Source organism: Bacillus sp. MT94 (assembly GCF_058792475.1).
In genome coordinates, this window is sequence record NZ_JBXAEZ010000005.1 from 538,242 (window position 1) to 563,837 (window position 25,596).

At 33.6% G+C, this 25,596-nt stretch carries 29 protein-coding genes and 2 pseudogenes; 4 read left to right on the forward strand and 27 right to left on the reverse strand.

The features are described 5' to 3' along the window. Positions 1-53: 53 nt before the first annotated feature. Positions 54-425: a DUF1304 domain-containing protein gene (locus AC1Q51_RS20825; protein WP_000402471.1), complete on the reverse strand. Its 372-nt coding sequence runs from the start codon at positions 423-425 to the stop codon at positions 54-56. Positions 426-907: 482 nt separating this feature from the next. Here AC1Q51_RS20825 and AC1Q51_RS20830 point away from each other — a divergent pair. Then, a pseudogene (locus AC1Q51_RS20830) lies at positions 908-1,042 on the forward strand (VOC family protein); the annotation flags it as partial. A gap of 353 nt (positions 1,043-1,395) precedes the next feature. On the opposite strand, the gene AC1Q51_RS20835 reads toward AC1Q51_RS20830, so the two are convergent. The 12 genes and pseudogenes from AC1Q51_RS20835 to AC1Q51_RS20890 all read right to left on the reverse strand — a co-directional run bounded on the left by AC1Q51_RS20835 (position 1,396) and on the right by AC1Q51_RS20890 (position 11,201). Further along, entirely contained in the window at positions 1,396-1,737 is a 342-nt protein-coding gene (locus AC1Q51_RS20835) for a zinc ribbon domain-containing protein YjdM (protein WP_001133198.1), read from the reverse strand. Positions 1,738-2,009: 272 nt separating this feature from the next. After that, positions 2,010-3,773 (reverse strand): SulP family inorganic anion transporter, encoded by a 1,764-nt coding sequence (locus AC1Q51_RS20840; RefSeq protein ID WP_199717278.1) that lies wholly within the window; start codon positions 3,771-3,773, stop codon positions 2,010-2,012. A 100-nt stretch (positions 3,774-3,873) separates the two neighbouring features. Further along, positions 3,874-4,314 (reverse strand): hypothetical protein, encoded by a 441-nt coding sequence (locus AC1Q51_RS20845; RefSeq protein WP_000021461.1) that lies wholly within the window; start codon positions 4,312-4,314, stop codon positions 3,874-3,876. 1 nt (position 4,315) lies between these two features. Then, positions 4,316-4,669, reverse strand: coding sequence for an ArsR/SmtB family transcription factor (locus tag AC1Q51_RS20850; RefSeq protein WP_000526189.1), 354 nt, complete (start codon positions 4,667-4,669; stop codon positions 4,316-4,318). 424 nt (positions 4,670-5,093) lie between these two features. Continuing rightward, on the reverse strand, positions 5,094-6,413 hold the full coding sequence (locus tag AC1Q51_RS20855) for an aromatic amino acid transport family protein (protein ID WP_001014190.1): 1,320 nt from the start codon (positions 6,411-6,413) through the stop codon (positions 5,094-5,096). An 853-nt stretch (positions 6,414-7,266) separates the two neighbouring features. Continuing rightward, positions 7,267-7,446: pseudogene (locus AC1Q51_RS20860) on the reverse strand (DUF3888 domain-containing protein); the annotation flags it as partial. A 7-nt stretch (positions 7,447-7,453) separates the two neighbouring features. Then, the gene (locus tag AC1Q51_RS20865) at positions 7,454-7,789 is read right to left on the reverse strand and encodes an IDEAL domain-containing protein (protein ID WP_000987461.1); all 336 of its coding nucleotides are present in this window, start codon (positions 7,787-7,789) and stop codon (positions 7,454-7,456) included. A gap of 123 nt (positions 7,790-7,912) precedes the next feature. Beyond that, on the reverse strand, positions 7,913-8,326 hold the full coding sequence (gene saiR / locus AC1Q51_RS20870) for an Rrf2-family transcriptional regulator SaiR (protein ID WP_001083465.1): 414 nt from the start codon (positions 8,324-8,326) through the stop codon (positions 7,913-7,915). 189 nt (positions 8,327-8,515) lie between these two features. Beyond that, entirely contained in the window at positions 8,516-8,650 is a 135-nt protein-coding gene (locus AC1Q51_RS20875; RefSeq protein WP_000573532.1) for a BA3454 family stress response protein, read from the reverse strand. Positions 8,651-8,698: 48 nt separating this feature from the next. Further along, the gene (gene spxA, locus AC1Q51_RS20880) at positions 8,699-9,094 is read right to left on the reverse strand and encodes a transcriptional regulator SpxA (RefSeq protein WP_000236189.1); all 396 of its coding nucleotides are present in this window, start codon (positions 9,092-9,094) and stop codon (positions 8,699-8,701) included. Between the two features lie 275 nt (positions 9,095-9,369). Beyond that, entirely contained in the window at positions 9,370-10,107 is a 738-nt protein-coding gene (locus AC1Q51_RS20885) for a GntR family transcriptional regulator (protein ID WP_086403312.1), read from the reverse strand. A gap of 32 nt (positions 10,108-10,139) precedes the next feature. Further along, positions 10,140-11,201 carry an oxidoreductase gene (locus tag AC1Q51_RS20890; protein ID WP_000176645.1) on the reverse strand — a complete coding sequence of 354 codons (1,062 nt, stop codon included), beginning with the start codon at positions 11,199-11,201 and terminating at the stop codon, positions 10,140-10,142. Between the two features lie 232 nt (positions 11,202-11,433). On the opposite strand from AC1Q51_RS20890, the gene AC1Q51_RS20895 reads away from it, so the two are divergent. Beyond that, positions 11,434-11,850 carry an SRPBCC family protein gene (locus AC1Q51_RS20895; RefSeq protein WP_000332041.1) on the forward strand — a complete coding sequence of 139 codons (417 nt, stop codon included), beginning with the start codon at positions 11,434-11,436 and terminating at the stop codon, positions 11,848-11,850. A 160-nt stretch (positions 11,851-12,010) separates the two neighbouring features. On the opposite strand, the gene AC1Q51_RS20900 is transcribed toward AC1Q51_RS20895, so the two are convergent. The 6 genes from AC1Q51_RS20900 to AC1Q51_RS20925 all read right to left on the reverse strand — a co-directional run bounded on the left by AC1Q51_RS20900 (position 12,011) and on the right by AC1Q51_RS20925 (position 17,620). Continuing rightward, positions 12,011-13,387: a S8 family peptidase gene (locus tag AC1Q51_RS20900; RefSeq protein ID WP_075718385.1), complete on the reverse strand. Its 1,377-nt coding sequence runs from the start codon at positions 13,385-13,387 to the stop codon at positions 12,011-12,013. A gap of 458 nt (positions 13,388-13,845) precedes the next feature. Next, on the reverse strand, positions 13,846-14,412 hold the full coding sequence (locus AC1Q51_RS20905) for an SGNH/GDSL hydrolase family protein (RefSeq protein ID WP_097822579.1): 567 nt from the start codon (positions 14,410-14,412) through the stop codon (positions 13,846-13,848). 15 nt (positions 14,413-14,427) lie between these two features. Further along, positions 14,428-15,255 carry an MBL fold metallo-hydrolase gene (locus tag AC1Q51_RS20910; RefSeq protein WP_081366351.1) on the reverse strand — a complete coding sequence of 276 codons (828 nt, stop codon included), beginning with the start codon at positions 15,253-15,255 and terminating at the stop codon, positions 14,428-14,430. A gap of 25 nt (positions 15,256-15,280) precedes the next feature. Continuing rightward, positions 15,281-15,838 (reverse strand): DUF7010 family protein, encoded by a 558-nt coding sequence (locus AC1Q51_RS20915; RefSeq protein WP_098852074.1) that lies wholly within the window; start codon positions 15,836-15,838, stop codon positions 15,281-15,283. A 27-nt stretch (positions 15,839-15,865) separates the two neighbouring features. Further along, on the reverse strand, positions 15,866-16,705 hold the full coding sequence (locus tag AC1Q51_RS20920) for a phosphotransferase (RefSeq protein WP_098566743.1): 840 nt from the start codon (positions 16,703-16,705) through the stop codon (positions 15,866-15,868). Between the two features lie 165 nt (positions 16,706-16,870). Further along, the gene (locus AC1Q51_RS20925; protein WP_098566744.1) at positions 16,871-17,620 is read right to left on the reverse strand and encodes a Nif3-like dinuclear metal center hexameric protein; all 750 of its coding nucleotides are present in this window, start codon (positions 17,618-17,620) and stop codon (positions 16,871-16,873) included. 83 nt (positions 17,621-17,703) lie between these two features. Here AC1Q51_RS20925 and AC1Q51_RS20930 point away from each other — a divergent pair, with 83 nt between their 5' ends. After that, positions 17,704-17,913 (forward strand): hypothetical protein, encoded by a 210-nt coding sequence (locus tag AC1Q51_RS20930; RefSeq protein ID WP_075719109.1) that lies wholly within the window; start codon positions 17,704-17,706, stop codon positions 17,911-17,913. A 33-nt stretch (positions 17,914-17,946) separates the two neighbouring features. Here AC1Q51_RS20930 and AC1Q51_RS20935 read toward each other — a convergent pair whose 3' ends face one another. The 7 genes from AC1Q51_RS20935 to AC1Q51_RS20965 form a co-directional block, all read right to left on the reverse strand. Beyond that, a complete protein-coding gene (locus tag AC1Q51_RS20935) occupies positions 17,947-18,846 on the reverse strand; it encodes a PhzF family phenazine biosynthesis isomerase (protein ID WP_492331693.1) in 900 nt (299 codons plus the stop codon). An 11-nt stretch (positions 18,847-18,857) separates the two neighbouring features. Beyond that, a complete protein-coding gene (locus tag AC1Q51_RS20940) occupies positions 18,858-19,634 on the reverse strand; it encodes a GNAT family N-acetyltransferase (RefSeq protein WP_142238920.1) in 777 nt (258 codons plus the stop codon). Beyond that, positions 19,631-20,266 carry an SDR family NAD(P)-dependent oxidoreductase gene (locus AC1Q51_RS20945; RefSeq protein ID WP_492331694.1) on the reverse strand — a complete coding sequence of 212 codons (636 nt, stop codon included), beginning with the start codon at positions 20,264-20,266 and terminating at the stop codon, positions 19,631-19,633. The genes AC1Q51_RS20940 and AC1Q51_RS20945 overlap by 4 nt, the downstream gene beginning before the upstream one ends. Then, a complete protein-coding gene (locus AC1Q51_RS20950; RefSeq protein ID WP_090977510.1) occupies positions 20,263-20,826 on the reverse strand; it encodes a GNAT family N-acetyltransferase in 564 nt (187 codons plus the stop codon). The genes AC1Q51_RS20945 and AC1Q51_RS20950 overlap by 4 nt, the downstream gene beginning before the upstream one ends. A 308-nt stretch (positions 20,827-21,134) precedes the next feature. Continuing rightward, the gene (locus AC1Q51_RS20955) at positions 21,135-21,710 is read right to left on the reverse strand and encodes a DJ-1/PfpI family protein (protein WP_053563915.1); all 576 of its coding nucleotides are present in this window, start codon (positions 21,708-21,710) and stop codon (positions 21,135-21,137) included. A 228-nt stretch (positions 21,711-21,938) separates the two neighbouring features. After that, positions 21,939-23,432, reverse strand: coding sequence for a class I adenylate-forming enzyme family protein (locus AC1Q51_RS20960; protein WP_075719123.1), 1,494 nt, complete (start codon positions 23,430-23,432; stop codon positions 21,939-21,941). A gap of 143 nt (positions 23,433-23,575) precedes the next feature. After that, positions 23,576-24,109 (reverse strand): NAD(P)H-dependent oxidoreductase, encoded by a 534-nt coding sequence (locus AC1Q51_RS20965; RefSeq protein ID WP_492331695.1) that lies wholly within the window; start codon positions 24,107-24,109, stop codon positions 23,576-23,578. A 124-nt stretch (positions 24,110-24,233) separates the two neighbouring features. On the opposite strand from AC1Q51_RS20965, the gene AC1Q51_RS20970 reads away from it, so the two are divergent. Next, on the forward strand, positions 24,234-24,557 hold the full coding sequence (locus AC1Q51_RS20970) for a winged helix-turn-helix transcriptional regulator (RefSeq protein WP_001072981.1): 324 nt from the start codon (positions 24,234-24,236) through the stop codon (positions 24,555-24,557). A 444-nt stretch (positions 24,558-25,001) separates the two neighbouring features. On the opposite strand, the gene AC1Q51_RS20975 is transcribed toward AC1Q51_RS20970, so the two are convergent. Next, positions 25,002-25,277: an ArsR/SmtB family transcription factor gene (locus tag AC1Q51_RS20975; protein WP_000660066.1), complete on the reverse strand. Its 276-nt coding sequence runs from the start codon at positions 25,275-25,277 to the stop codon at positions 25,002-25,004. Positions 25,278-25,596: the final 319 nt, after the last annotated feature.

Here is a 25,596-nt window from a genome sequence, read left to right on the forward strand (position 1 = left end):
AAGAATAGCGTATTCTTTTCAAAAATGAGTTCTTTTATTGAAAAACTTTGATTCTATATTATACATAAAAGGGCAACCAATGCTAAAACAGCTGGAAGTCCTTGTTTCACAATAATTGATTTATTAGATGTGAAACCTCCGAAAATAGCTGCTATCACCACACAAATCACGAAAAATAATTGGACCATATAACCAATTGGATTGAGCCCAAGTACAAGTCCCCAAATGAGACCAGCCGCTAAAAATCCATTATATAAACCTTGGTTTGCAAACATAATGGCTACGTTTCGATCTCCTTCTAAATGCTTCGGTAATTTGAAAGCACGTTTCGCTACTTTTGAATCAATAAAAAACATTTCAAGGATCATGATAAACAAATGTTCTAATGCTACGATCCCGACTAAAATAGCTGCGATTATTTCCACACTATTCTGCCCCCTACACTCTCTATTCTTTAATATTCTCTACATTTTTTTGCATCTGTAATAGAACATGAATAAGTATTTTGCGTTCTTCTCCACTGATATTTACGAACATTTCCTTCATAAAATATTCCTTTTCTTTCTTGTTAAAATATTAATTGATGTATCAATTATTGATACATCAATTAATATACATCTCTCTTTTTATTTTTGCAAGTTTTTTTGCTCAATTGGTTTTATTTTGTTCCAGCAACTTTAAACCAATTCAAAACATCAGTTCGTATTTCTAGAAATCATAATTACTTTAAGTTCATTCTGACAATCATATTTAACTACATATATAAAAGAATTGAGTTATATCTCCATCAATTTATAAAAATTAATTTTTTCTAAAAACAGATACTTTACGTTTTTTATAGTAATAAAAATCATTTTTTGTTTCAGAGGCAATCCATTTTGTTAGCTTGATGGGCATAGGATAGCACCCAGATGACGAACCAATTATCTTTCAAGAAGACGGCTAGAAAACTGGATTTGGTACAGGAGTTGCCTACTTCCCCGATTCAGATGGTACTAATTTAGAGCTTATTGCTCCAAAAGGTCCATTTAGACGTGAATAGTTAAAATATATTAATACTGAAAAACCACCTTTATGAGAGGTGGTTTTTTGTTGCTAATGGTGAAGATTAATATTGAGGTCTGATTGAGACCTATTCCTATTCCTTTTCCACATCTTTCATCATACCATCGAAAGAATAGTCTTATAGCTATTTCAAATATTTCGGCAGTACTATATCGCTAGCAAGCTAAAATTTCATGGTACTCAAAAAAAATCTGCTGAATCATAACCAAAAAGTTCATTTTATCATTTCAGGGTAATTCGAAATTCTTAAGTTGTCGGGCACGGGGTACAGCTGAAAAACAGTGTATATTCATTAACTTCAAACTAATTTTGATGTAACAAAATTTGTATTTATACCTTTTTAACGAATTCAGATTTTAATTTCATAGCTCCAAAACCATCAATTTTACAATCAATATCATGATCTCCATCAACTAATCGGATACTCTTTACTTTTGTACCAATTTTTACAACTGATGAAGTTCCTTTTACTTTAAGATCTTTAATTACTGTTACAGAATCACCATCGTTTAAAATATTTCCATTTGCATCTTTAATTACCTTTGTATCTTCACTATTTTCAGCTTCTAATTCTAAAGTCCACTCATGAGCACATTCTGGACAAACAAAAAGATTCCCATCTTCGTAAGTGTATTCTGAATTACATTTTGGACAATTTGGTAAATTAGGCATATTTTTATTTCCTCCACTCGTTTTCGTTTATTCTATTAAATAAATATTATTTTTAATTTCCGTTTTTCGTTTTTCGTTTAAATGTAGGGAAAATATTCTCTTCTTGCTGTTTGATACTTATTTGTTGAATGTATAAAAAAACTACTTGTTCACACCTTGTAAAAAATCTTCTCCACATTCTCCAAAGCAAACTTTCTTCTTCTCTACTTTTTTAATAAAATGATTAAAAAAGTGGATTAACTCAAACAAACTTTGTATGTGAAGTGAAATTTTTAAAAATCTAATGCATTTTCTTTATTCTTTATTGTATTGATTTCCTGAGATTGCTGAGAAAGCCCTGTACATTCATGAAAAGCAAGATGCTTACACCCTATACATTTTTTTGTATTCAGATGTCCTAAAGCACAATTAATTGCTTCTCCGGTATGATTAAAAAAGTTTTCTTCCCCAATCTCAGCGGACAATCCATTCTTATCTAGATTGGCTTTTAGCTCTGATTGAATTCCAGAAATAAGAAGTACGCCACCTTGTTTTTTGAAGTGCTGAACAATATTCCTAAAGTAAGACTCTCCTGTGGTATCAATAAAAGGAACTTTTCCCATACGTAAAATTAAAACATTAGGTTTATAATGAATAGTCGCTAAAATATTTTGTTCAAATGTTTGAGCAGCCCCAAAAAATAATGGCCCTTCTATTGTATAAATGCTAATTTGTGGGCAATCATGAGCTTTATTTACCACATGTGGTAGCAATTTTTCATTTCTTTTTGTATGATCAGGAAGCACTTTTGATATGACAAGCATATTACTCATACGTTTTGTAAACAAAATAATAGCTAATATAAGACCAATCTCTACAGCTGTTGTTAAACTAGTAAATACAGTAAGTAAAAATGTTACCAATAATACAAGAGAATCTCCCGTCTTCATTTTAAGTATGTGATAAAAATGTTTCTGCTCGCTCATATTCCAAGCTACCACCATTAAAATCGGGGCCATACTAGCAAGTGGAATATGTGAAGCATATGGCGCTAACAGTAGAAGTGTAAATAACACAAATCCTCCGTGAATAACACCCGCCATCGGAGATACAGCTCCACTCTTAATATTAGTTGCTGTACGTGCAATCGCTCCAGTTGCCGGAATTCCGCCAAATAACGGGGTAACAATATTGGCAATCCCCTGACCGATAAGCTCTTTGTTACTGTTGTGTTTACTATTTGTCATACCATCTGCCACGACAGCGGATAAAAGTGATTCAATTCCACCGAGCATCGCAATAACAAATGCAGGACCAATTAACTGCTTTATACGTTCTAATGTGATTTCTGGTATATCAAACTGAGGAAGTGTATTTGGAATCGTACCATATGCTGTACCAATAGTAGGTACATAACCTGAGAAAAATACAGTTGCAATTACAGTTGAAATAACAACACCTACTAATGAACCAGGCACTTTTGGTAAAATCTTTGGTGTTATGAGTATAACAAAAAAGCAAATCAAAGCAGTTATAACACTATAAAAATTGGTAGTACTGATATGAGTGAAGAGTTCCTTCAAATTCGCTAGAAATTCCTCATGCTTTTTTATACCTGTTAAACCTAAAAAACTAGCAATTTGTCCCGTAAAAATAATAACAGCAATACCTGAAGTAAAACCAATTGTTACAGGACGTGGAATAAACTTAATTAAAGAGCCTAGCTTGAAGATTCCCATAAGACATAAAATAATTCCAGCTAACAAACCCGCGAGTAGTAAATTTTCGTATCCATAGGTAATTACAACTCCTAAAAGAATCGGAACAAAAGCACCTGTAGGTCCTCCAATTTGATACTTCGAACCACCAAACAGTGAAATGAGTATTCCAGCAATACAGGTTGTATAAATCCCATACTCTGGCTTAACACCAGAGGCAATAGCAAAAGACATAGCAAGTGGAATCGCAACAACTCCAACAATCATTCCTGAAAGAAGATCCTTTTGAAAATGTGCTAATGAATATCCTTCAAACCTTCCTGTAAATAACTTTCTCATTACAAACCCTTCTTTTCTATTTTTAATAGATCTGGATTACAAATGTATTTCTCGGTCCCTTATACAGAAAATTGTCCTTTTCACAAAAAGAAAAACCACCCTAATATTTACTATATGTTTTACTTAAATGACACTCCAATTCACCTATATCTCCACCTTGTTGTACATAGGATTTCAATCTTTCTGCTAGACGTTCTCCGGCTCGACTATCTAGCTTCTTCGTATCAATAAACGATCTAATCCTTACCTTATCTGGAGTAATATCTCTACGAAACATTTGTCCTGGAATTTCACTCCAAAAACGATTCCATTCATCCAGTAATCCTATTTGATCAAATAAAAAACCTTGAATTCCACATAACCAAGCTGTACAAGCAGTATTTCTTTTTCGACATCCAACTCCATCTTGTAAATGTTGGCATGAAAAACAACAAGAATTTCCACTTTTTATACAAACTTCACAAACGTAATGAGCTCCTAATGAGCGAAATGTTTCAATCCCATGTTGGATGATATCTTCTTTCTTAACCTCAATACTCAACCTATCCCTCCTTAGCCATCATTTCACTTTCTGCTCCATCTAGCTCTTCTAACATTGAAATCGTATCGATTAAATGGTTGTTAAAAATCTTCCGTGCAACCACCAATAAATCCACAATAATAGGGTCTCGTAAAGAATATAAAACTCTTTTTCCATCTTTTCTACCAACAACAATGTTTTTTGAACGTAGTACACTTAATTGCTGAGAAACAGCTGAACCTTCCTTATTTAGAATATCTTGAATTTCGTTTACGCTTTTTTCACCTTCTGACAATAATTCTAAGATACCTATTCGCAAAGGGTGTGCTAAGGCTTTAAAGAAATCTGCTTTAAATTGTTGCATTTCGTTTCCCATTGAAATCCCTCCGTTAATTTTCCTCAATTTTCAAAAGTACCATATACATCTTCAAATGTTTGAATATGTATATGGTACTTTTAAAACCTCGAATTTTCAATACAAATTTTACAATATTAAATAAGCATCAAATAGAGATACTATTCAAATTCAGGTTCAAAATTTATTATCCAAAATAAAAGCGCCTAACATATTAGGGATATATAATACGTTAGGCGCTTGATATTTAAAATTTCTCGATTTAGGTCTTGATAATATTGGATGAGTATATAACCAAAACGCTAGATGACTAATATGAATAAACTTATTTGTAAAATTAATTCATTAGAATATTTTAAGAGCAAGTTTTGAAAAAAACTATTCAAAACTTGCTCCTTCTTTTCTCAGATCCAACTATTTTGATACTAAAACCAACAGTAGTGAATTAGAATAATGACTTAATACTTGCTAAAACTGTAAGTACACCTACAATAATAACAAATACGTTGCTCATTTTCCCTTTGTATTTAGCTAGTACTGGCACTTTTTGAATCGCATACATCGGTAATAGACATAAGATAGCAGCAACTAAAGGACCGCTTAGAGAATCAATAAGTCCAAGAATACTTGGATTTGTATAAGCAACAAACCAGCATGATAATACAACGAAAGTAAGGATTACTGTCTTAATTGTTTTTTCTTCAATATCTTTTCCACGTGATTTACCGAACTTAATAATCATGTCACGCATTACTTCAAATGCTCCGATATAATGGCCAAGGAAAGACTTTGTAATAGCCACAAAAGCAATAATTGGAGCTGCAATAGTGATTACAGGCGAATTAAGCTCATTAGCAAGATATGAAAGAATTGATAAGTTTTGTTCTTTTGCCATTTTTATATCATCTGGAGTCAAGCTCAATGCACTACTCCAAACGAAGAACATAACAACAGCGAATGTCATGATATAACAAACCTTTTGTATTTGCGCACATTTAGCATCAGTGGCTTCGATTCCATACGTAGCTCTCTGTTTCACAACAAATGATGAAATCATAGGTGAATGATTAAATGAGAATACGATGATTGGTAGAATCATCAATATCGTTCCAAAATAGCCTGTTCCTGTTGAAGCAGTTGAAACAGCTGAAAAACTAAGCATTGACGTATTCCACTGTGGAATTAAAGATATTGCGATAAAAAGTAAAGAAACTATGAAAGGATACACTAACATACTCATTACCTTTACAGTAATATCTTGACCAAAATTTAGTATAGCGATAAGACCAAGAACTAATACAAGTGATAAAATAGCCCTTGGAGGTTCTGGCATGTGCAATTGATGCACGATAAAACTACTTGCAGTATTTGTAAGCGCAACCGAATACATTAGTACGATTGTATAAATTGAACCGAAATATACGATGTTAAAAATGATACTCGCTTTATTTCCGAAATACTCTCTAATTGTACCTGTGATCCCCTCATCAGCAGAATTAGAAGCGTATATCATTTTAGCAAGCGCCCTATGTGAGTAATACATAACTGGATATGCAAGTAATGTAATTAGTAGTAAAGATAATAAACCACCTGAACCTGCATTAATCGGTAAAAAGAGCACCCCTGCTCCAATTGCAGTTCCAAATAGACTGAGTGCCCATGTAGTATCCTGCTTATGCCACTTTTTCGGATCTGCATATTGCTCATTTTTTCGTGCGGTATTTTCAGCTTGAACTTCTATTTTCTTTGCAGTATTCCCGTTCATATAATAACTCCCCCTTGTATCTATTCCTACATCTCTCTTTACGCCTAACAAATATTCCCTTTTCGGAAAATGAATTCCTTACAAGTTGCCCCACTTTGTATGTCCTTCATCATAATGAATCCAAATTGAAACATTCGCTAGTTAGCGTCCTAATATAATTGTTAGCGTTCACAAAAAAGTTTACTCGTAATATCCGCTCTTTATATAAAGACCTCTTAAGAGAACAATATAAAATAGACTTCATAAATACGTTGCAACATTTCTAATAACAGTGTATTACTTTAATGGTTTCTCTTTTTTACTTTTAACAGTAATTTTAGCTAAACCGGCCTCTCTTCATTTGCGAGGCATTTCTTTCTCAATTCTATACATTACCTTCATAACTTCGGTAGCACTGATGATATTGCTTACACAAGCCACTGAAGCACATTACATACATTTCGCCTCTAATCACACACCTTTCTTACTAGTAATCGCATTTTTTATATTTTCTCCAGAGATAATAAAATTTCTCTCGACGCCCTCATTATAACGTGTATATTTATAAAATTAATATTTTTATATTTTCAGAAATATTAAAGTGGAATAATTTTATATGGATAATATTTTACAGTTAGCATGTAGCCATTGTTTTTATCGCTTAAAGCTGAATTAGTTAGTAAAAAAATACAATAATACATTGTTTTTCTAGGTTACTCATTATAAAGATACTTATATCCCCTTTATCAAAAAATTTCATTTTAAACATAAAAGATATTCTAATAAATAATTAATGTAGGTAAAAAGAAAAAATTCCAAAATAAAAAAACCAAATTTTAGGATATATATTATTGATATTGAATTCATATACATTTTAAAAAGATACACTGAGTAAAAAAACAAAAAAGCTGCCCCATATGGACAGCTCATTTACATAATTATCGTTATCAGGAATATCTCTATGTTTGTAATGAATCGTTTTTACATCATTTCCTTTTATGCGAAAAGTAATTATGTCCTCTCCATAAGGCGGATTGTGTGCATCCTCAAAAGTTTAAATTTTAAAATCCCTCATTAACTAGCTCTTTTATCGAGTTTAATTTTGAAGAAAGCTCGATAAACCATTCTTCATCCCCTGTTAATAATGCAAGATCTATAAGATAAAGGATTTGTTCCTTATTTATTACCTTTGATTCAGGAAGTTTGTTAACGTGTTTACTAAAGAGTAAAATCGCTTCATTTATTGTGTACTTGCCGTCACGTTTCACAATACTAACTGTAACTATATCCTCCACATCATCAAGTGACACAATATAACCAACTATTAACTCACCTTCATTTGATATTCCACGAACCCAATCTCCTACTTTTAAAACATGATTATTATTTGACATCATACCGTTTCACCTTCCTATAAATATTTTTTGTGACGATAAAAAAGATATAAAAACAATTATACTGTAATATTTTTCATTACATTTAAGTGTTAAGAACTCACGGCTATATAATAATTAAGCCGCTTAACGCTCTTGATTGATAAGGTCAACAACTTCTTTCATTGTATAATTCTTTAAGTATTCACCTAGATGCTCTTCAGCACCTAAGAAAATAGCGAAAAGAACTTTTCGCATGTTCGAACCTACAACACACTGATTGTTTGATTCTGGACACTTCGGCTGCAAAGCACCTTCAGAGGTTATCTGATAAATATGCCAAAGATTAATTTCATCTAAATCGCGAGCGAAAATAAAACCGCCACCAGTCCCCTCTTTCGATTGTATAAACTTATGTTTTTTTAACAAACTTAGTACTTTGCGAATGCGTACTGGATGTACACCTGCACTTTCTGAAATAGCATTACTTGTTGACATCCGATCTGGCTGTAAAGCTAAATAAGTTAAACTGTGTATGGCCAAGGTAAAGTCGCTGTTCATGATTTTCCTCCTACGATTCAAAATATTGTTTTTCATATATTAATATACTATAGCCATAAATATTACAGATAGGTTAGAACGTTAAAACATATAGAATACTTCTTGCCATAAAAAATTAATTCTCTTATATTCTATCCGGGCCCACCTATATCTGATAACTTCATTTAGCTTTTTAAGTTGAAAATAAAATTAAACACTCCACTGTTTCTTCACTTGTTCTTCTGCCAGTTGTTTAATTTTTGTCCAAATCGTATCTTTACTCACAATAACATTTGTTTGATAATTTCTATCATTATAATTAACTGTAACACATACTTCAATCATCTTCTGCTTCCTCCTTTCAAGAAAATTTTCCATAAGAAATATTATTTATTAATTAGCCAACTTTTGTAATTCAATGTTTAAAAATGTTCGGACGCTACGTGGTAAAAATTTACGAATTTCTTCTTCGTTAAAACCAATTTGCAATCTTTTTTCGTCCAGCATAATCGGGCGACGTAACATTAGTGGATGCTCAATTATTAATGTATAAAATTCATTTAGCGAGAGCTCATCAATATTTATATTTAAGTCCTGAAAAGTTTTGGATCTAGTTGAAATAATTTCAGTAGCCCCTTCTTCAGTTAAACGAAGAATCGATTTAAGCTCATCAACTGTCATAGAATTTGATACGATGTTTTTTTCAATATAATCAATTTGATGCTCTTCAAGCCATGCTTTCGCTTTTCGGCATGAGGCACAGCTTGCTGTTGTATATAGAATTACCATATTTAACTCACTCCTTTAATGTTATGAAACGTACATTTTAAACATCGGTTATTGAAATGTATTAAAAAAAATTACAGTTTAGAATCAAATACAAGCAATATTATTTATTCGAGAATATTTAATTTATCTACATTTTACAGACGATAACAACTCACTTCTAAAAACTATACTGTAATTTTAAACTTTACAGTTCTATAAATCAAATGTTAAGTCTTGGATTCATTCTATTAACGTATAATAGGAGCAGTTGAGACAATACTTGCCTCAACCGATTTTTATATCTCTTTATAATTTTTTGCAGTAATGACTGTTTCAAACTCAAAGGTTTCGGGTAGATGATCTGCATAAGAATATTCAAAAGTTCGTCCATCCGTTAAATAAGCTACTTGTTCAACTCGCATTAGGAAATCCTGATTTGTTAAGTTCATAAACTGCTTTTCCCTATCATCTGGGCGAATTCCTTTAACCCTGACAACAGATGTCCCTACTTCAAGACCAAGTTTATTTTGAATATGTGAGTATATCGACTCCTCTAAAACAGAAGCCCCAACACCTGGGATAACCGAAATTGGCATCCATGTATGCTCCATAATCGTCGGAATGCTGTGAATGATGCGGAGGCGAATGATTTTATAGACGAAATCACCGATTGAAACTCCCAATTTCTCAGCAACTACTTCATCAGCCCCAACAATCGCAAACTCGATAATTTTACTTTCTACCTCACTGCCGTATACAGCTTTCGTACCCGTTAAAGTTTGAATCATTCGTGCCTTTTCCTGTTGACGCCAATCTTGCACCACTGTTCCGCTTCCGCGCCGGCGGATGATGTAGCCATCTCTAACTAATAGATCCAGCGCTTTCTTAATAGTAAGGGCTGAAACACCAAATTCTTCAGCAAGGACGGGGCTACTCGGAATTTTTTCGTTGATTTTATATTCACCGTCTAAAATTTGCTGTTTAATCTTTTGATAAATGCCGAGGTATTTTACTTGTGTTGATCCGCTTGCCATTTTCATACCTCCTTTATACTGCAAACTCTCTTCTATTCATTCAAATGTAAAGCCTCAAGTTTGTAAACTGAAGGTGATGGGGCAGCAAATCCATTTTCTAAGATTTCAATATTCGTTACCGCTTCTTCGTCTTTCACAAGTTTTGGTGCACCATTTATAATTGTTTCATACGCGGAATCATAGAAACGACCGTAATCACCAAGCGGCGTTTTAATTTGTTTTTCAATCCAGTCACCATTTGCATTACGATATTTAGCAACTCCATAGTACATCGGTGAATCTTCACCAAACCCTGCACTCTCAGGCATAATCCCCGCTTTCAAATCATTTTCCTGCTGATCTTCACCATATTTAATAAATGATCCATTTGTTCCATGAACGATAAAGCGTGGATAATCTTTTGCTACGACATGGTTCGTTTTCAGCTTAATCTTCAACTGATTTCCGTAATGTAAACCAACATCGAAATAATTATCAACCGCACCTTCCATTTCATTATTACGAATATCGTATGTCACCGTATCTGGACGGCCGAATAGTGAAATCATACGGTCCATCGTATGAATACCTAAACTGTAAAATGAACCTTCTTCTTTTGGAGCTTCATGAGTGATTGAACCAGGACGGAAATAATCAATATGTGATTCAATCTCAATAATATCACCAAGGAATCCTTGTTCAACTACTTGCTTCACAGCTAAAAAATCACCATCAAAACGGCGGTTTTGATAAGGCATAACTACTACACCTTTTTCTCGTCCTAAAGCTAATAATTCTTTCGCATGTTCCACTGTATCGCAAAATGGTTTTTCAACGATAACTGACTTTCCAGCAAGTATAACTTTTTTCGCTAATTCGTAATGCGTATGTGCTGGCGTACAGACCGTCACCACTTGAATTTCTTTGTCATTCAACAATTCATCCAAATCAGTAGTGAAGTAAACACCTTTTTCCTTATATGGAGCCGCTAATTTTTCATTTATTTGACGTACAAAAATCGTTTTTATTTTTATATTATTACGTGTGTTTACATAAGGTAAGTGATAGCGGTTAGCTGACTTTCCAAATCCAATAAAGCCCATTGTTAATGTCATATTTTTCAACTTCCTTGCTCATAAATTTTCGTTTCTATATTTATTATATAATTTAATCATTAAAAGTATATAGTTTTAACTTTATAATTATATATCAAATAAAAAATCCACAATAAAATTCATTCTCACTATAAGTTATGGACCTATAAAGTGAAACTTTAATCAGTGGGGCGGTTTATCCCCTACTGATTATTTACCCGTAAATACCGGGATAAAAAGGAGCGTAATGAACATGGCATATACTACTATATCTATGGAAATTTTCGGATCACCTGAACAAGTATGGCAATTAATCGGAGGTTTCAACTCCCTTCCAGACTGGTTACCTTATATACCTAGTAGTAAATTAACTGAAGGCGGTCGTGTACGTCATCTAGCTAATCCAGATGGTGATACAATTATAGAACGCTTAGAAGTATTCAATGATAAGGAACGCTACTACACGTATTCAATCATGAATGCACCGTTCCCGGTCACTAATTATTTATCTACAATCCGGGTGAAAAAAGGTACTGAAAGTAACACATCATTAGTAGAGTGGTCTGGTACGTTCACTCCTGTTGAGGTTAGTGATGAAGAGGCAATTAATCTGTTTCATGGTATTTACAGCGATGGACTGAAAGCATTACAGCAAGCATTTCTAGATTAATTCATGTAATTGATTGAGACGAAAAAGTTAATTAACAGTCAAACATTCGACTTTGTGGTTAAGTTCATTATGAAAGATAAACAAATACAAATTTCATGCCTGCTTGTTATTGACAAGAAATAAAAAATACTACCTCCAAATGGAAGGTAGTATTTTTTTATTAATCAGGAAAAACAATTAATCCCTCTTCTTTTTCCTCCTGTTTTAAATCTTCTTCTGGGAAGGTTACAGTTGAATTTTTATCACCTGTTCTTTTTGTTTCTTCACCTGGAAATACGAAAGTTGAATTTTCTTTTCCTTCATTTTTTTCTACGTTATCTGGAAATACCATAGGATCATTGGTAGTCAAATCACTATGAAATCCAAGGTTAGACAAAATCGCTTTTAAATCTGGTAAAACCCCTATTTTATCAGATGATGGGTTATTAGACTTTGTGCCTGTATTAGGATTACTTAAAATTGCTCTCAATTCTTTTGGTGTATATGCCTTACCTAAATGTTCTTTAGCAATCCCTTGAATCGATACAGCAGCCCCAGCAATTATAGGCGAAGCGCTAGAAGTACCACGGAAATTAGAAGTATAACGATTAATTATGTTCTGATCTGTAACTTTTTGTCCTTTACTATTTTGATTTTGATATGTATCTAATGTATCAACATACTCTCCCCAACCATATACATCAATTCTACTACCATAGTTAGAGAAAGCTAAACGTTTATGAGGAACTCTTGCAGTAGATGCTCCAACTATAATAGCTCCTGAATCTTTAAAGTCTGGACTATTTCGATTTAAAATCTGCTTACCATTACGGTCTTTAAATTCATCTAAATCAATCCCACCATTACCAGCTGCTTCTACAATAATAATGCCTTTATCTGTACCTTTGCGAATTGCGTTAAATATACTCGGGTATACTTCTACTGGTAAAGGGTCATCTCCATATCCATCATATTTAAAGGATTCTTCTATTAATAAAACATCTCCAGCCTGTAAAGAATCTACGGCACTTAAAATAGCATCTCTTACATCGATTCTCCCATTATCTCGGATCACTGAAATTACTTTTGCCTTTGCTTTTGGTGCAATCCCAATGTTCCCAATCCCATTGTCAGCTGCAGAAACAACACCTAGAACTGAAGTACCGTGAGAAAGATCATTACTCATTTTTCCAGACATAAATTCAATATTTTGACCGACTAAATCTTCATGATTTAATAACCAACCTTCTTCCAAATCTACAAAAGTTGCTCCCTGGCCATTTCCTCCTTTAATTCCCCAAGCATAAGGAGCATTAATTCCTAAAGGTGCCTCTTCAAGATATCCCTGTCTTGAAAATCTAGGTTCATCATAAGGATTGACTGATAATACAGGCAATCTCGAGCCAGTTGTTGTGTTTATACTCTTATTAGAACGAACTTGTATTTTACTAGAATCGTCATTAGCAGCATATACTGTATTTGTTACAAATGTCGTACCTGCCCCAGCAAAAGTTGTAATTGCAAGTGATGATATCAACATACCTTTAAAATTTTTCATTTTTCCACCTCTAGTTTTCTATTAGAAATAACATATTTCATAATGTGTATGAACCGAAAATCATTTTATCTTATTATAAAAATTAATAGATTTTATAGCTTTTGATTTACATAAAAACTCCCTTCATTCTTGTAATTCAATATGTACATCTCAAAACAACAAACTTACTGTAACTATTATAGTTACACCTTTATTGATTTTCAACTACGAAATATAAATTTTTAAAAATAAATTTATATTACTTTAAAACAGCACTAACCTTTTACCCACATAAAGTGAAAATTTAATCAGTGGTTTTTTTGCTCATCCCCCACTGATTATTAGCCCTCACCAATCGGGCATTTACGGGCAGTTAATGCGGGATAAAAATGCAAAATATCTATCCAAATTACAGCAATCAATAAGTTTATGGACTAGGAAAGAAATACGAAAAAGCAAAGCACTAAGTGCTTTGCTCCTTATAAAATCCCTTTTAACTTTTCACCAATTAACTTCGCTACATACTCATAACCTTCTGGCCCAAAGTGTAATCCATCTTTTTCATCATTTTCTACAAATCTTTTATAATCCCGTTCTTGAATCATTTCAGCGAATACGTTTAGAAAATAACTTCCTGTTTCCCTCGCCACTTTCTCCACCACGTCTGCATACTGACTAAGCACTCTATTTGTTCTATTATGCTGTCTTTCTTCATCAACTGGTGCAGGACTAATCAGTAGCACTTTATCTGATGAAACTTGATTCACAATCTTCTCTAAGTTTTCTTTATATGCTTGTAATGACACTTGAGAAAAAGAAACCGCATCATTCGTACCAAGAAAAACTGTTACGAAATCTGGTTTATATGATATTACATCTTCTTCAATCCTATTTAACGCATCGAACGTATTATCACCTGGAACACCTGCATTCACTACTATCCAATTCGGAAACATCTCTTGCAAACGTGGTGTTAATCTCGGCATTCCATCAAAAAATGTTTCATCAGCTGTAATACTATCTCCAAAACATACTAACTTTTTCATTAAGCTACTCTCCTTTTACGTATGAAACAACTTTCCTTCTATTGCTTTTATATATCTGTCAGCAGAACGTTCAACTGCCTCATTTGCATTTTCTTTTACTACTCGATGAAAAGCGTTGTATAAACGATTAAACTGTAACGGCTTCACTCGATTCACCATTTCTTCCACTTTTCTCGCTGGTAGTGGAATTAAGTTTGGATAGCTGTACATGAAGCTTACCCACCGCTCATCTGCTACAACTTGAATAATATCACCTGTTAACAAAATTCCTTTTCCGTCATTACCTTCTTCCCAATGTAAGACAGATCCACCTTTAAAATGTCCCCCTAAACGATGAATGACTAATCCATCAGCTAATTGTAAAGACTCACCAGACCAATAAATAATACGACTACTCGGACGCATCACCCACTCTTTATCATCTTCATGTATATAAATTGGTACATCAAATGTCTCTGCCCATTCTACTTGCGTTGAATAATAATGAGGATGAGACAATGCAATCGCATCTAATCCGCCAAGCTCTTTTATTTTCGTAATTGTCGTTTCATCTAAATACGTAATACAGTCCCACAGTAAACGATATGACTCTGTTTTCACTACAAATGCCGTTTGACCGATCGCAAATCCTGGTTTTGTCGTAATACTATAAAGTCCATTTTCCTCTTTAATTATTTCATTTTTATATGTATCATCTGTTTGCAAATTTTCTAAAGTCGTCCAAGACTGCCCTTTCGGATTCACATACTGCCTTTCTTCATCACAAATATGACAACTCACTGGTTCTTCTACACTCGCTGCATACTGCACGCCACACGTTGTACAAACGAAATTTTTCATCATAATTTCCCCTATCCCTATATTTTTATTAAGCTGACTTTTGTTGATAATGATCTGCTTTTTTATTTTCAATTATTAAACTTATAAAAGTAAGTAAATAGACAACTGTAACCGATAATGGAATGACAGTAAATCCTTTTTCTGCAAAAAGAATCCCGCAAACTGACGTTACGAATACAGTCCCTACTGATAATAAACCATAACTTTTGCTTTCATAAATCCATACGTACGGGATAAAATGAACACCTATTAACATTGCTACTACAAAAGGTAACCATTCTGGAAATTGAAAATAGGCAAGTAATACAAGTGGAATATTCAATACATTTATCCCACCAATTAATCCAGCCAAAATCCCTAACGGATTTCCTTTCGCAAACATATCAATCTTTAATATAGCAGCTATCATTAAGCCAAAAGGAAACACACAGCCCATACCGATTAAATATACCCACACCACTTGTTTTTCAGAAAGAACAAATCCCGTTATACTCATAACTATCCAAAATAAAACGCCGGCTAATATAATCGGTAGGCCTCTCTTCGTTTTTATTGCTAAATCCTTTTTCGCTTCTGCAACATTCATCTCACTATCTCCCCAAAAATATTTGTACTATAAAGTCACCTCAACCTCACCCATCCAATAACGCCAAGCTTCTAAATAATCTTCTAAATCTTTCGGGTGGTGCCGTAAACATGTATCTATACGAAAATATAATCCTATGACTATTTCTTCATATAAATCACGGTCATTTTTATGAAATACACATTGTTTCATCGCATAACCAATCGTTTCTTTTGTTAAATCTTCCGGAGTTGAACAGAACGCATAAATTAAATCATATATAGGATCTCCTAACACTGGTAAAGGATCAATTACACCGTGCAGTTTATTCTCTTGAAATATAAAATTATGAAATCCAAGATCACCATGCAATAAAAACGGCTGATTTATTCCAGCGTCCCTATTCGCTAACTTAAGAACCGTTCTATACTCTTCTTCACTTATGTAACGCCTTACATTTTCATGAGCTTCTATCACATTTGTTGTTAAAAATCCACTCCAAGATTGAACCGGATTTTCTTTCCATCCCCAGCCATCAACCTCTGTAGCTACTTCATACTCATTGATAACTTCTTTTACAAGTTTACAAAGAACACTCCGTTTATAGCCTAGTTTGCAAGAAGTTGTGCCCTCAAGGAATGAGTAAACAATATAGCGATTTAAAGGTTCCTTATATAAAAGCTTTGGAAATAATTCGTCCTTTTTATAAAACTGAAGAAAATAAGCTTCTTCACGTATGACATCCGATTCATTCAACTTTACAACGTATTGTTCATCTAACAAATATATAGTACTTGCCGTTCCCCCGTTTAATGCTTTTACGCTATTTGAATAATGTGAAATAACTTTTTCCTTAACTAGTTGTGCAGTGATTATTGAAATGTCCATTCTCTCACCCTTTAATTCGGAAGATTCCCTCAATTCAAAAGACAACTTTACTATTATTTGACAAACGCAAGGGAAATCCTCCCAACCATCCTAATATAACAAACAACAATTTTATTTTATTACAATGGCTTTCTTCAATATCCCATTTATGATAACGTGATTTTATCACTCTAAATGCTCTTCATATACTCTAATAATTTCTATTGCAGGGTCTATGTCTTGTAATTTATGAGCCAAACTTTCTACACCAAACACTTCTGTAAACGTATGACTGCCTACAATTAAATTAATCCCTTTAAATTTCGCATGTTGAACTGTATATAATGTTTTTTCACCTGTTATGTACGTGTCACACCCTTTTTCTAATGCACGTTCAATCAAATTTGTATTGTTTCCTGCACCGGTTAAAATCGCAATCCGTTTTACTGGTTTATCGTGATTTCTCCAGCTCTTCACTTTCTCTTCCATTTTTTCTTCAAGTTTTCCAACTAAGTTTGAAAAAGGAATCGCTTCTTTATATTCTCCTATTCCCGGTAGTTCTTCTTCCTCATACGTGGAATATTCCAGTATTGTATCTATTCCAATTCCGTTAAATAACGATGTACACGTGCCAAAATTTACAAAATCTAACGGCAAATGAACCCAAAAATGATTCATTTCATATTGCTTCAATTTCTCAATACAAGCCTCTTCCATACCAAATAAAAAACTCCACGGCGCATGGTGTGTAACTATCATATCGACTCCATTTCTATACGCTTCTTCAATAGTTTCTAACGTTAAATTTGTTGTGTAACCGATTTTGTGAAATTCATCTTTACTTATATGAGTAAAACCATATTCATCATCGCCGTATTTATGAAGATGCTCTCCAAATAGTGATGTTATATGTTCGTTAAACTGCTTTATATTCATTTTATTTCTCCTTTCATTTACTTTTATATTTCAAAAATAAGGAAATACTAAATAAAAACGTTACATACATATAGGAGGACACCATGAAACCTGAATTTTTAAAAGCTATACATGATGCCATTGGAAATGTTGAACACATTCATATAGAGGAAAACGGTGCTGACAGCTTACTTATCCATCATGATGATGCACAGCAATTACAACAAGTCGCTAAAACGCTAGAAAATAACAATTTTCGCTCTGCTTTAAGAACAACTGGAAATGCTTCGTATATTGAAGTATTGAACAGATAGTGAAAGTCCGGATGTATGCCGGGCTTTCTTTTTTTATATTGAAACTTCAAACTCTTTCACATACACCGCTGTTCCAGCGATATCTATTTGTAACTTTTCGTTTTCTATCCCTTTCGTTACATAAACGGTTACACGACCATCTTTATTTATTTCCTGTCCTTGCTCAACGATTAAATCCAATTCATGTTCAAAATCTTTCTCTAAATACTCCGCATAATACGCTCCCATTACACCTGAAGCTGTTCCTGACACTGGATCTTCAATCGTTCCTGCATAAGCTGACGAGAAATGACGGCCATGCATTTGTGCTAGTTCATCATAAGTTTCTAGACAAATTGGGTGAATAGAAGCATTAGGTATTTCTCTTAATACTGACGGAAATGCAGCATTATTAGGTTTCATTCTCTCACACGCATCTAGATTTTTAATCGGCACAATTACAGTCCAGTTTCCTGTACTTCCATATACTATCGGTAAACTTACATCTAAATCATTTACTTCTAAACCAATACTATGAGCTAATTCTTCTTTTGAACCTGCAAAATCTTTAAACTGAGGTGCTGTCTGCCTCATTTTAATAAAGGTTTCTCCATTTTCATTTACACCTATTTGTATTGGTAAAATCCCTGCCTTCGTTTCAATAGTAAGGTTACTTTTCTTTTCTAATAAACCTTTTTCACGCAAGGCACATATCGTCCCTACTGTCCCATGACCACATAAATCCATTTCAAAACCAGGTGTAAAATAGCGCATTCTTATATCTCCTACTTCTGAGGAAAGAACAAAAGTTGTTTCGTTATATCCAATTTTTTCAGCAATAATTTGCATTTCCTCTTCCGTTAATCCATCTGCTTCTAATACAATACCTGCTGGATTTCCCTTATTTGGTTTATTCGTAAATGCATCGTAATGAAATACGTTTATAGTCTTCATCTTCTTTTCTCCTAATCTACTTTAAAAATTTTATAATAAAGCTCTGTCTCCGTTTTCATCGAACAATTATTTCTCCAAAATATCCTCTGCATCTTTTCATTTGAAGTATGCGTGCTTCCGATGTAATAAGTAGCCCCCATTTCCTTTAACATATGTAAAGATTGAAGATGCATATGAGAAGCAACTCCTTTCCCGCGATAATAAGGCATTACTCCAAAGTAAAATAATCGTCCTTCACTTTCTGTTCCAGTTTCTATATGCGGTATGGACATACCAATTGGCTCAGTTTTATCATAAAAAACAATACATGACTTTCCCCAACCCTTACCTAACTCTGTTTGCACGGAATAAAAATGTTCATCGATAGTTAAAATTGAAGTTTGATTCCCTGAACCCGACATACATTGTTCCCAAATATATTTAAATTCTTTTTCCGATAACGTTCCTTCTGCTATTGATCGATATGTATATTGTCTTTCAAGCCCTTCTATATTGTTCAATTCTCTACATACTTCTATCTTTGCGGCATGTAAAGAAAAACCGGCATCAAGTAACACTTTTGCGTTTGAGTTATAACTACTAAACCTCTTGTTTAATACAATACTCGCTCTTTTTAACTCCCAATTAAAACAAACCTCTTCAAATCTACTTATCTTTTCTTTATATGTTTGTACGTTATACAAAACATCTTCTTCTATTTCTTCAATTGTCACTGCATTTGGTAAGCCATTTAATACTTTTTTAGAAGGACCAAACAGATTCTGAATGATTGCAAGATCGTATATCACCACTTTAATTCCCCCATACCAGGCTCAATAAACTTCCCTGAAACATCCTCATTTGAATCTATTACCCAATCATATATATTCTTTGCTCCTTCAGCCGGATTCATATTCGTATCAAAAGCACCAATGTCAGTCTTTAATTTCCCAGGGTGAATTGCCGTTACACGAATTCCTTTATTCTCAAACTCTTGTTGTAAGCAGAGTGTTAACATATTTTGTGCTGCTTTAGCAATTCGATATGAATATGAGAACTGGCCTTGCGGAAACTCTTTGTTCGCCATATATGTACCTTTTACAGCCCGAATTACACCTAAGCAATGAATATTAAATAAATCCGTTAACTCTTCTGAATTTGTATGTAAAATCTCAGTCTCCTTCCCAGTAATGCCAGCGTTATTTATAACTAGATCAACATGCTCTGTATATTCCTCAAGCTGCTTCTCAATTTGCTCCGTACTCTCATCAACCGATAAGTCTGCCAATATAGGAAAACATCTACAACTATACATTTGCTTCAATTGCGTTACCGCAACCTCAGTTCTAACTAACGGATAAACGATATGCCCCTTTTCATGAAATACTTTTACTAACTGTAACCCTAATCCCCGATTTCCACCTGTAATAACCACTCTCATATACTCATCTCCTTATTTTTAAAATAAATAAGAAAATCCATCCACTTACCATTCTCTAATGAAAATGCCTCTCTCTTGCATTCAAATGAAAAGCCTGCGCTTTCCGCAAGACGCACTGATGGCTCATTATCAACATGTATATGTAATTCGATTCTATGAAAATCAAGGCAACTAAAAAATAACGGTAGCGCAGCTTTCACACTTTCAACACCATATCCATTTCTCCAATATTGATTATGTATGGAGTATCCCATCATCGCCCATTGATAGTCCATACGTAAAATTTTAATCAGCTCTAGCTTACCAATATTAGCTCCGTCTTCTTTACGAAAAATACCTAATACATACATCTCATCTCGATGTGCTGCTTCATCAAACCCTCTAATCCATTCCGTGAACCATTCTTTTGTTCGTGATGCCATAACTTGATAGCCATCGTCATATTTATACTGCGATGGCAGTCTCTTATTAAATCCATCTAACCAACTTTCGTAATCATCTTTTTGGAACGGACGGATCATAAGTTTCTCTGTCTCTACTTGTAATAGCGGCAGCTTCATTTACATCTCTTCCTCCAGTAATTGATTGAATATTCTTTGTCATCTTACACGAAATACAAAATCTAGTAACAAACCTTATGCCCATCAACTTAAGAAATTAGTAGTTCCCCAATACGAAAAAAATAAGTCGAATTCTATAATTAACTGTATAAGGGGAAATTTTTCATTTTGAGGTAATTCCAAACCCTTGGCTTGATAACGATGTGACGGTCGCCCTCCTTAGGAGAATTACTTGAATTCACTAATGAAGAAATTGTACCAAAACGTCATTTTAAATAATCAAGTCAGATTATCTATTTCTAACTTGATTATTTAAAATATAAACCTTTGCCCACTGGCTGAACAGTTTCAAGCACAGTGTCAACCATTTCTTCATTAATCAAGGTTCTTATAATCCAAGCTGAGAGGTCTTGAGCAGCAAAACAACCTGCGGCAGTCGAGATATTCCCTTCATTTACGAAGCTTTGTTCAATAACGTCTACATCAAATTCTTTAAGTTGTTCTACTACAGATGGATATGTAGTTGCTTTTTTGCCAGTTAACAATTTTTTAGCTCCTAGTAGTAGTGAACCAGAGCACATAGAGCCTATTAATTGTCTTTGAAGATCTACATGAATGCTATTAAGATATTCTTGATTTTGATATAAACCTTGGACCCCCTTGCCACTTGCAAATATTACTGCGTCAGCGGAAGGTATATCAGATATGCTTCCTGTCATGGGGATACGTAAGCCAGACATGGATATATGCGTTTTTTCCGTTCCTAATAGCTGGACATTCCAATCAGAAATACCGCCAACTAAACGTACACGATTTAATAAATCCCATGGTAAAAAAACATCTATATCAGTAAAGTTATCGAAACAGACTATCGCAATTTTCATTCTCTAGCCTCCTAATTATTGAAATATTAAAAACATTTTAATTATAACAATTTCAAGTGGAGGTAGCGAGGTTTAAATTGCCTAATAGCCGAATATCGTTCGAGCGTTACCAAGCTAAAAAATTGCATCAAAAAAACAAAAACGTTTATACTCTCCACTAACAGAAACATTAACAAAAACCCAGTGATGCTTTATACATAACTGGGTTCTCCATCTTTTCATAATTTTCTATTTCACAAGAACTACATCTCGTAATTCCCTCTTCAACACTTTTCCTAAAGCGTTTTTCGGTAACTCATCCATGAATACCACTTCTGGTATTTTATAGCTTGCTAATTTCTCTTTACAATACTGAGTAATACTTTCTTCTGTTAATGTTGTTTCGCCATCCTTCACAATGTAAGCTCTTGGAACCTCTCCCCAAAAGTCATCTGGAACTCCAACTACTGCAACTTCTAAAACACCATGTATTTCATGAATAACATCTTCTACTTGATCTGGATATACGTTGTCACCACCGCGTATAATAACGTCTTTATATCTTCCCATAATATGCAGGAATCCATCATCATCTATCATGCCAGCATCACCCATGTTAAACCAGTTATCTTTTACTACCTTCTTTGTCGCCTTTTCATTATTCCAATATCCTTTAAACATGTATGGACTTTTCACATGAATCTCTCCAACTTCATTTGTTGTTAGTTCATGTCCTGTTTCCGGATGAACAATTTTCACCTCTACATTTTTCAAGGTCTTTCCTACAGAAGACATCTTTTCTTTTCCCATCATTGGATGCCATGAGGTTACAACCCAACCTTCTGTACTACCATAGCCTTGCACCATATATATGCCTTTTTCCATATATTTTTGAATGAGTGTTTCTGGCACTTTTGTACCACCGCTTTGTGCTACTTTAAAGGTTGAAATGTTACGTTCTTTTTTATTTAGTTCATCAAGCATGTAACTATAAACGGCTGGGAAAGCAAGCATCGTAGTAATTTTCTCTTCTTCAATCTTATCCCAAATAAGAGCAGGATTCGAATCAGCTAAGAAGATCATCGTAACGCCATGATAAATACAATTTAAAATAGAAAGCACGCCACTCATATGAAACAATGGATGCACAGATAAAAAGCGTTCACCTGCTGGGATTTCTCTTTGTCCCGCAATTTCAGCAAAATAATGATGTAAGTTTTTATGTCCAATTACACATGCTTTTGCCTGTCCAGTCGTTCCTGATGTAAACAAGTAAATGGCATCGTCTTCTTCATGAACTTCTACGTTCGGTTCTGTCGTTGGCTGTTTTTGCAACTCTAATTCAAATGAACCAAAGTCTTCTTTTGTTGTTTGAATTACATAAGGAATTTCTTTAACAGCATCAACCTTTAATAACACTTCATTAAATTCTTCATCAATAACTAACACTTTTAATTTCGCTTCTTTTACAATCGTTTCTAATTCATAAACAGTCAGCTGATGATTTAGCGGAATAAATACCGCTCCAATTTTTAAACTTGCCATCATAACGCTTGGAAATGGGTGATTATTTTTGCATAGTATTCCTATACGATCTCCTCTTTGCACACCATTATGTAACAAATAATGTGCAAACTGATTTACTCGTTCATTATATTGCTGAAACGAATATCTTTTCTTCCCCCCTACAAGCGCTTCCAAATTTGGTGATTGCATTGCTCTCTTTTGTAATAATTGTCGCATCGTTCTCAAGTAAAACTCCCCTTTATATATGTTAGGTTTTTTATTTTACCAGATTAACTATTAATTTACTAAAGATTACACTTAGTGAATATAAGAAGAATATAAAATATCCATTTACTTTACAAGTAAATGGATATTTCCCATTATATATTAGAATACTTCTTGTTCATCACATATTGCACATACTCAGGTGCACTTTTATCAATCTCTTCATCGCTTAGTTTATATTCTGCACCATATAAATAAAAGGAAGGTATAAATTCCATACCTGTGTATAAGCATGTAGCTTGGAATGGTTTCGTCAACTCATCCATTGTAATTCCACTATTTTCATAGTCTTTTTCTAATCCACCTATAGAAATAGCTACACCAAATTTTTTCCCTTTCACTTTATCTCCTTTAGATCCGTACGCAAATCCATATGTTAATACATCATCGAACCATTTTTTTAATAATGGTGGTGAGCTGTACCAGTAAAGCGGAAATTGAAATATATATCTGTCATGTTCTACTAATAACTTTTGCTCTTCTTCAATATTAAACTCCCAATTCGGTGCCACTTTATACAATTCATGCACCGTAATTTCATCCGAATATTTCTCAAGTTCTTCAATCCATCTTTTATTAATTTTTGATTTTTCAATATCAGGATGTGCTACAATTACAAGTGTTTTCATCTTTTTTCATCCCCTTTATAAATTATTCAACCCTTTACGTATTAGTATGAATGAGTCACATATAATTGAAAAGTACGTACTTTAAAGTGCTATAGGAACCTTAAAGTACCTGTGGAGGTGTTATATGAATCAAAATGATAATTGCCCAATTGCAACAACACTCGATGTAATCGGTGGAAAATGGAAAGTTCATATTTTATGTATTTTGTCAGATGGAAAAATGCGAACAAATGAAATTAAACGAGAAATCCCAAACATTACACAAAAGGTTCTTACACAACAACTTCGGCAACTTGAAGCTGATGGGATTATCTATCGTACCGTATATCAAGAAGTTCCACCAAAGGTTGAGTACACACTAAGTGAATACGGAAAATCTTTAATGCAAATAATGGATAATCTGTTTGAATGGGGAAAAGATCATCAGATTAAAAGATTACATGACTAAAAAAGCACTATATACTTTGTTTAATCCTCTACGTTCATATTTTTTATTTCTATAAAGTTTATTTTCATCATTTTTTAGCTAACTTGTTTTCTTAGATTGATGGACGTGACCCCACATCCATCAATCTAAAAAGATACAATTAGAAAAATGAGATTTCTATAAAGTTTCGCATATAAACACTACTTCAGCCTCATTAAACGCTCGCTCTACTTTTTCTAATCTCAATTGTACGTAAGCTATAAAGAAGCACCCCTAAAACGAGAATTTTTTCATTATTAGACGCATTAGAACCTTAAGGTAATAGTAGGTACATTTAAACCCATAAACCTTTCACTCCATTCTATAGGCATATAAAAAGATACTCCTTAAAAATAAAAAACGCTATTCTCTCTTTAAAATCATAGAAAAGAATAGCGCTTTTTATTTTGAAATAGAAATCATCATTTAAACTAAACATGCTAATATTGATTTTGTGCGATTGTCAGTTACCTCATAATAAATTTCTAATCCTTTCCGAGTACCTGTAACCATTTTAGCAGCTTTTAGTTTAGATAAATGTTGACTAATTGTACTTTGAGGCATTTGTAAATCCCCATACATTGTTGTTACATTAGTAGGACCTTTTGCAAGCATTATTTTTACTAAAGATAGACGAACTGGATGCGCCAATACCTTTAACACCTCAGCGATTTCTTGAAACATTTCTTTTTTTTCTTTCATCTTATTTCTCCCCTTTTATATACATATTTATGTTATCCATATATATAATTCGAAGGTATATGCGTTTTTGTGTCCGTCATTTTAAAAAAATATAAAAAAACTTTAATCCGAAACTAAAGGATTAGCTTAACATAATGTCTCACTATTCATAATGAATAGGAATCTCGTTATAGAAGCAGCAGTTTTTATGCTACAACTCTACATTCAACTAACTAAAATCAATGAAAAAAAGAGCAGATAGTTGAACTGCACCCCAATTGTTAGACACAGTCTAACAATTGGGGGTGCAGTTTTTCTATGGCTAAATTTACAGCTGATG

Bases quoted from the DNA above. Each gene is read 5' to 3' on its own strand.
- AC1Q51_RS20835 (WP_001133198.1), bottom strand. From the start codon at position 1,737: ATGCCTAATTTACCAAATTGTCCAAAATGTAATTCAGAATACACTTAC.
- AC1Q51_RS20840 (WP_199717278.1), bottom strand. From the start codon at position 3,773: ATGAGAAAGTTATTTACAGGAAGGTTTGAAGGATATTCATTAGCACAT.
- AC1Q51_RS20850 (WP_000526189.1), bottom strand. From the start codon at position 4,669: ATGGGAAACGAAATGCAACAATTTAAAGCAGATTTCTTTAAAGCCTTA.
- AC1Q51_RS20855 (WP_001014190.1), bottom strand. From the start codon at position 6,413: ATGAACGGGAATACTGCAAAGAAAATAGAAGTTCAAGCTGAAAATACC.
- AC1Q51_RS20865 (WP_000987461.1), bottom strand. From the start codon at position 7,789: ATGATGTCAAATAATAATCATGTTTTAAAAGTAGGAGATTGGGTTCGT.
- saiR (WP_001083465.1), bottom strand. From the start codon at position 8,326: ATGAACAGCGACTTTACCTTGGCCATACACAGTTTAACTTATTTAGCT.
- AC1Q51_RS20875 (WP_000573532.1), bottom strand. From the start codon at position 8,650: ATGATTGAAGTATGTGTTACAGTTAATTATAATGATAGAAATTATCAA.
- spxA (WP_000236189.1), bottom strand. From the start codon at position 9,094: ATGGTAATTCTATATACAACAGCAAGCTGTGCCTCATGCCGAAAAGCG.
- AC1Q51_RS20885 (WP_086403312.1), bottom strand. From the start codon at position 10,107: ATGGCAAGCGGATCAACACAAGTAAAATACCTCGGCATTTATCAAAAG.
- AC1Q51_RS20890 (WP_000176645.1), bottom strand. From the start codon at position 11,201: ATGACATTAACAATGGGCTTTATTGGATTTGGAAAGTCAGCTAACCGC.
- AC1Q51_RS20895 (WP_000332041.1), top strand. From the start codon at position 11,434: ATGGCATATACTACTATATCTATGGAAATTTTCGGATCACCTGAACAA.
- AC1Q51_RS20900 (WP_075718385.1), bottom strand. From the start codon at position 13,387: ATGAAAAATTTTAAAGGTATGTTGATATCATCACTTGCAATTACAACT.
- AC1Q51_RS20905 (WP_097822579.1), bottom strand. From the start codon at position 14,412: ATGAAAAAGTTAGTATGTTTTGGAGATAGTATTACAGCTGATGAAACA.
- AC1Q51_RS20910 (WP_081366351.1), bottom strand. From the start codon at position 15,255: ATGATGAAAAATTTCGTTTGTACAACGTGTGGCGTGCAGTATGCAGCG.
- AC1Q51_RS20915 (WP_098852074.1), bottom strand. From the start codon at position 15,838: ATGAATGTTGCAGAAGCGAAAAAGGATTTAGCAATAAAAACGAAGAGA.
- AC1Q51_RS20920 (WP_098566743.1), bottom strand. From the start codon at position 16,705: ATGGACATTTCAATAATCACTGCACAACTAGTTAAGGAAAAAGTTATT.
- AC1Q51_RS20925 (WP_098566744.1), bottom strand. From the start codon at position 17,620: ATGAATATAAAGCAGTTTAACGAACATATAACATCACTATTTGGAGAG.
- AC1Q51_RS20930 (WP_075719109.1), top strand. From the start codon at position 17,704: ATGAAACCTGAATTTTTAAAAGCTATACATGATGCCATTGGAAATGTT.
- AC1Q51_RS20935 (WP_492331693.1), bottom strand. From the start codon at position 18,846: ATGAAGACTATAAACGTATTTCATTACGATGCATTTACGAATAAACCA.
- AC1Q51_RS20945 (WP_492331694.1), bottom strand. From the start codon at position 20,266: ATGAGAGTGGTTATTACAGGTGGAAATCGGGGATTAGGGTTACAGTTA.
- AC1Q51_RS20950 (WP_090977510.1), bottom strand. From the start codon at position 20,826: ATGAAGCTGCCGCTATTACAAGTAGAGACAGAGAAACTTATGATCCGT.
- AC1Q51_RS20955 (WP_053563915.1), bottom strand. From the start codon at position 21,710: ATGAAAATTGCGATAGTCTGTTTCGATAACTTTACTGATATAGATGTT.
- AC1Q51_RS20960 (WP_075719123.1), bottom strand. From the start codon at position 23,432: ATGCGACAATTATTACAAAAGAGAGCAATGCAATCACCAAATTTGGAA.
- AC1Q51_RS20965 (WP_492331695.1), bottom strand. From the start codon at position 24,109: ATGAAAACACTTGTAATTGTAGCACATCCTGATATTGAAAAATCAAAA.
- AC1Q51_RS20970 (WP_001072981.1), top strand. From the start codon at position 24,234: ATGAATCAAAATGATAATTGCCCAATTGCAACAACACTCGATGTAATC.
- AC1Q51_RS20975 (WP_000660066.1), bottom strand. From the start codon at position 25,277: ATGAAAGAAAAAAAAGAAATGTTTCAAGAAATCGCTGAGGTGTTAAAG.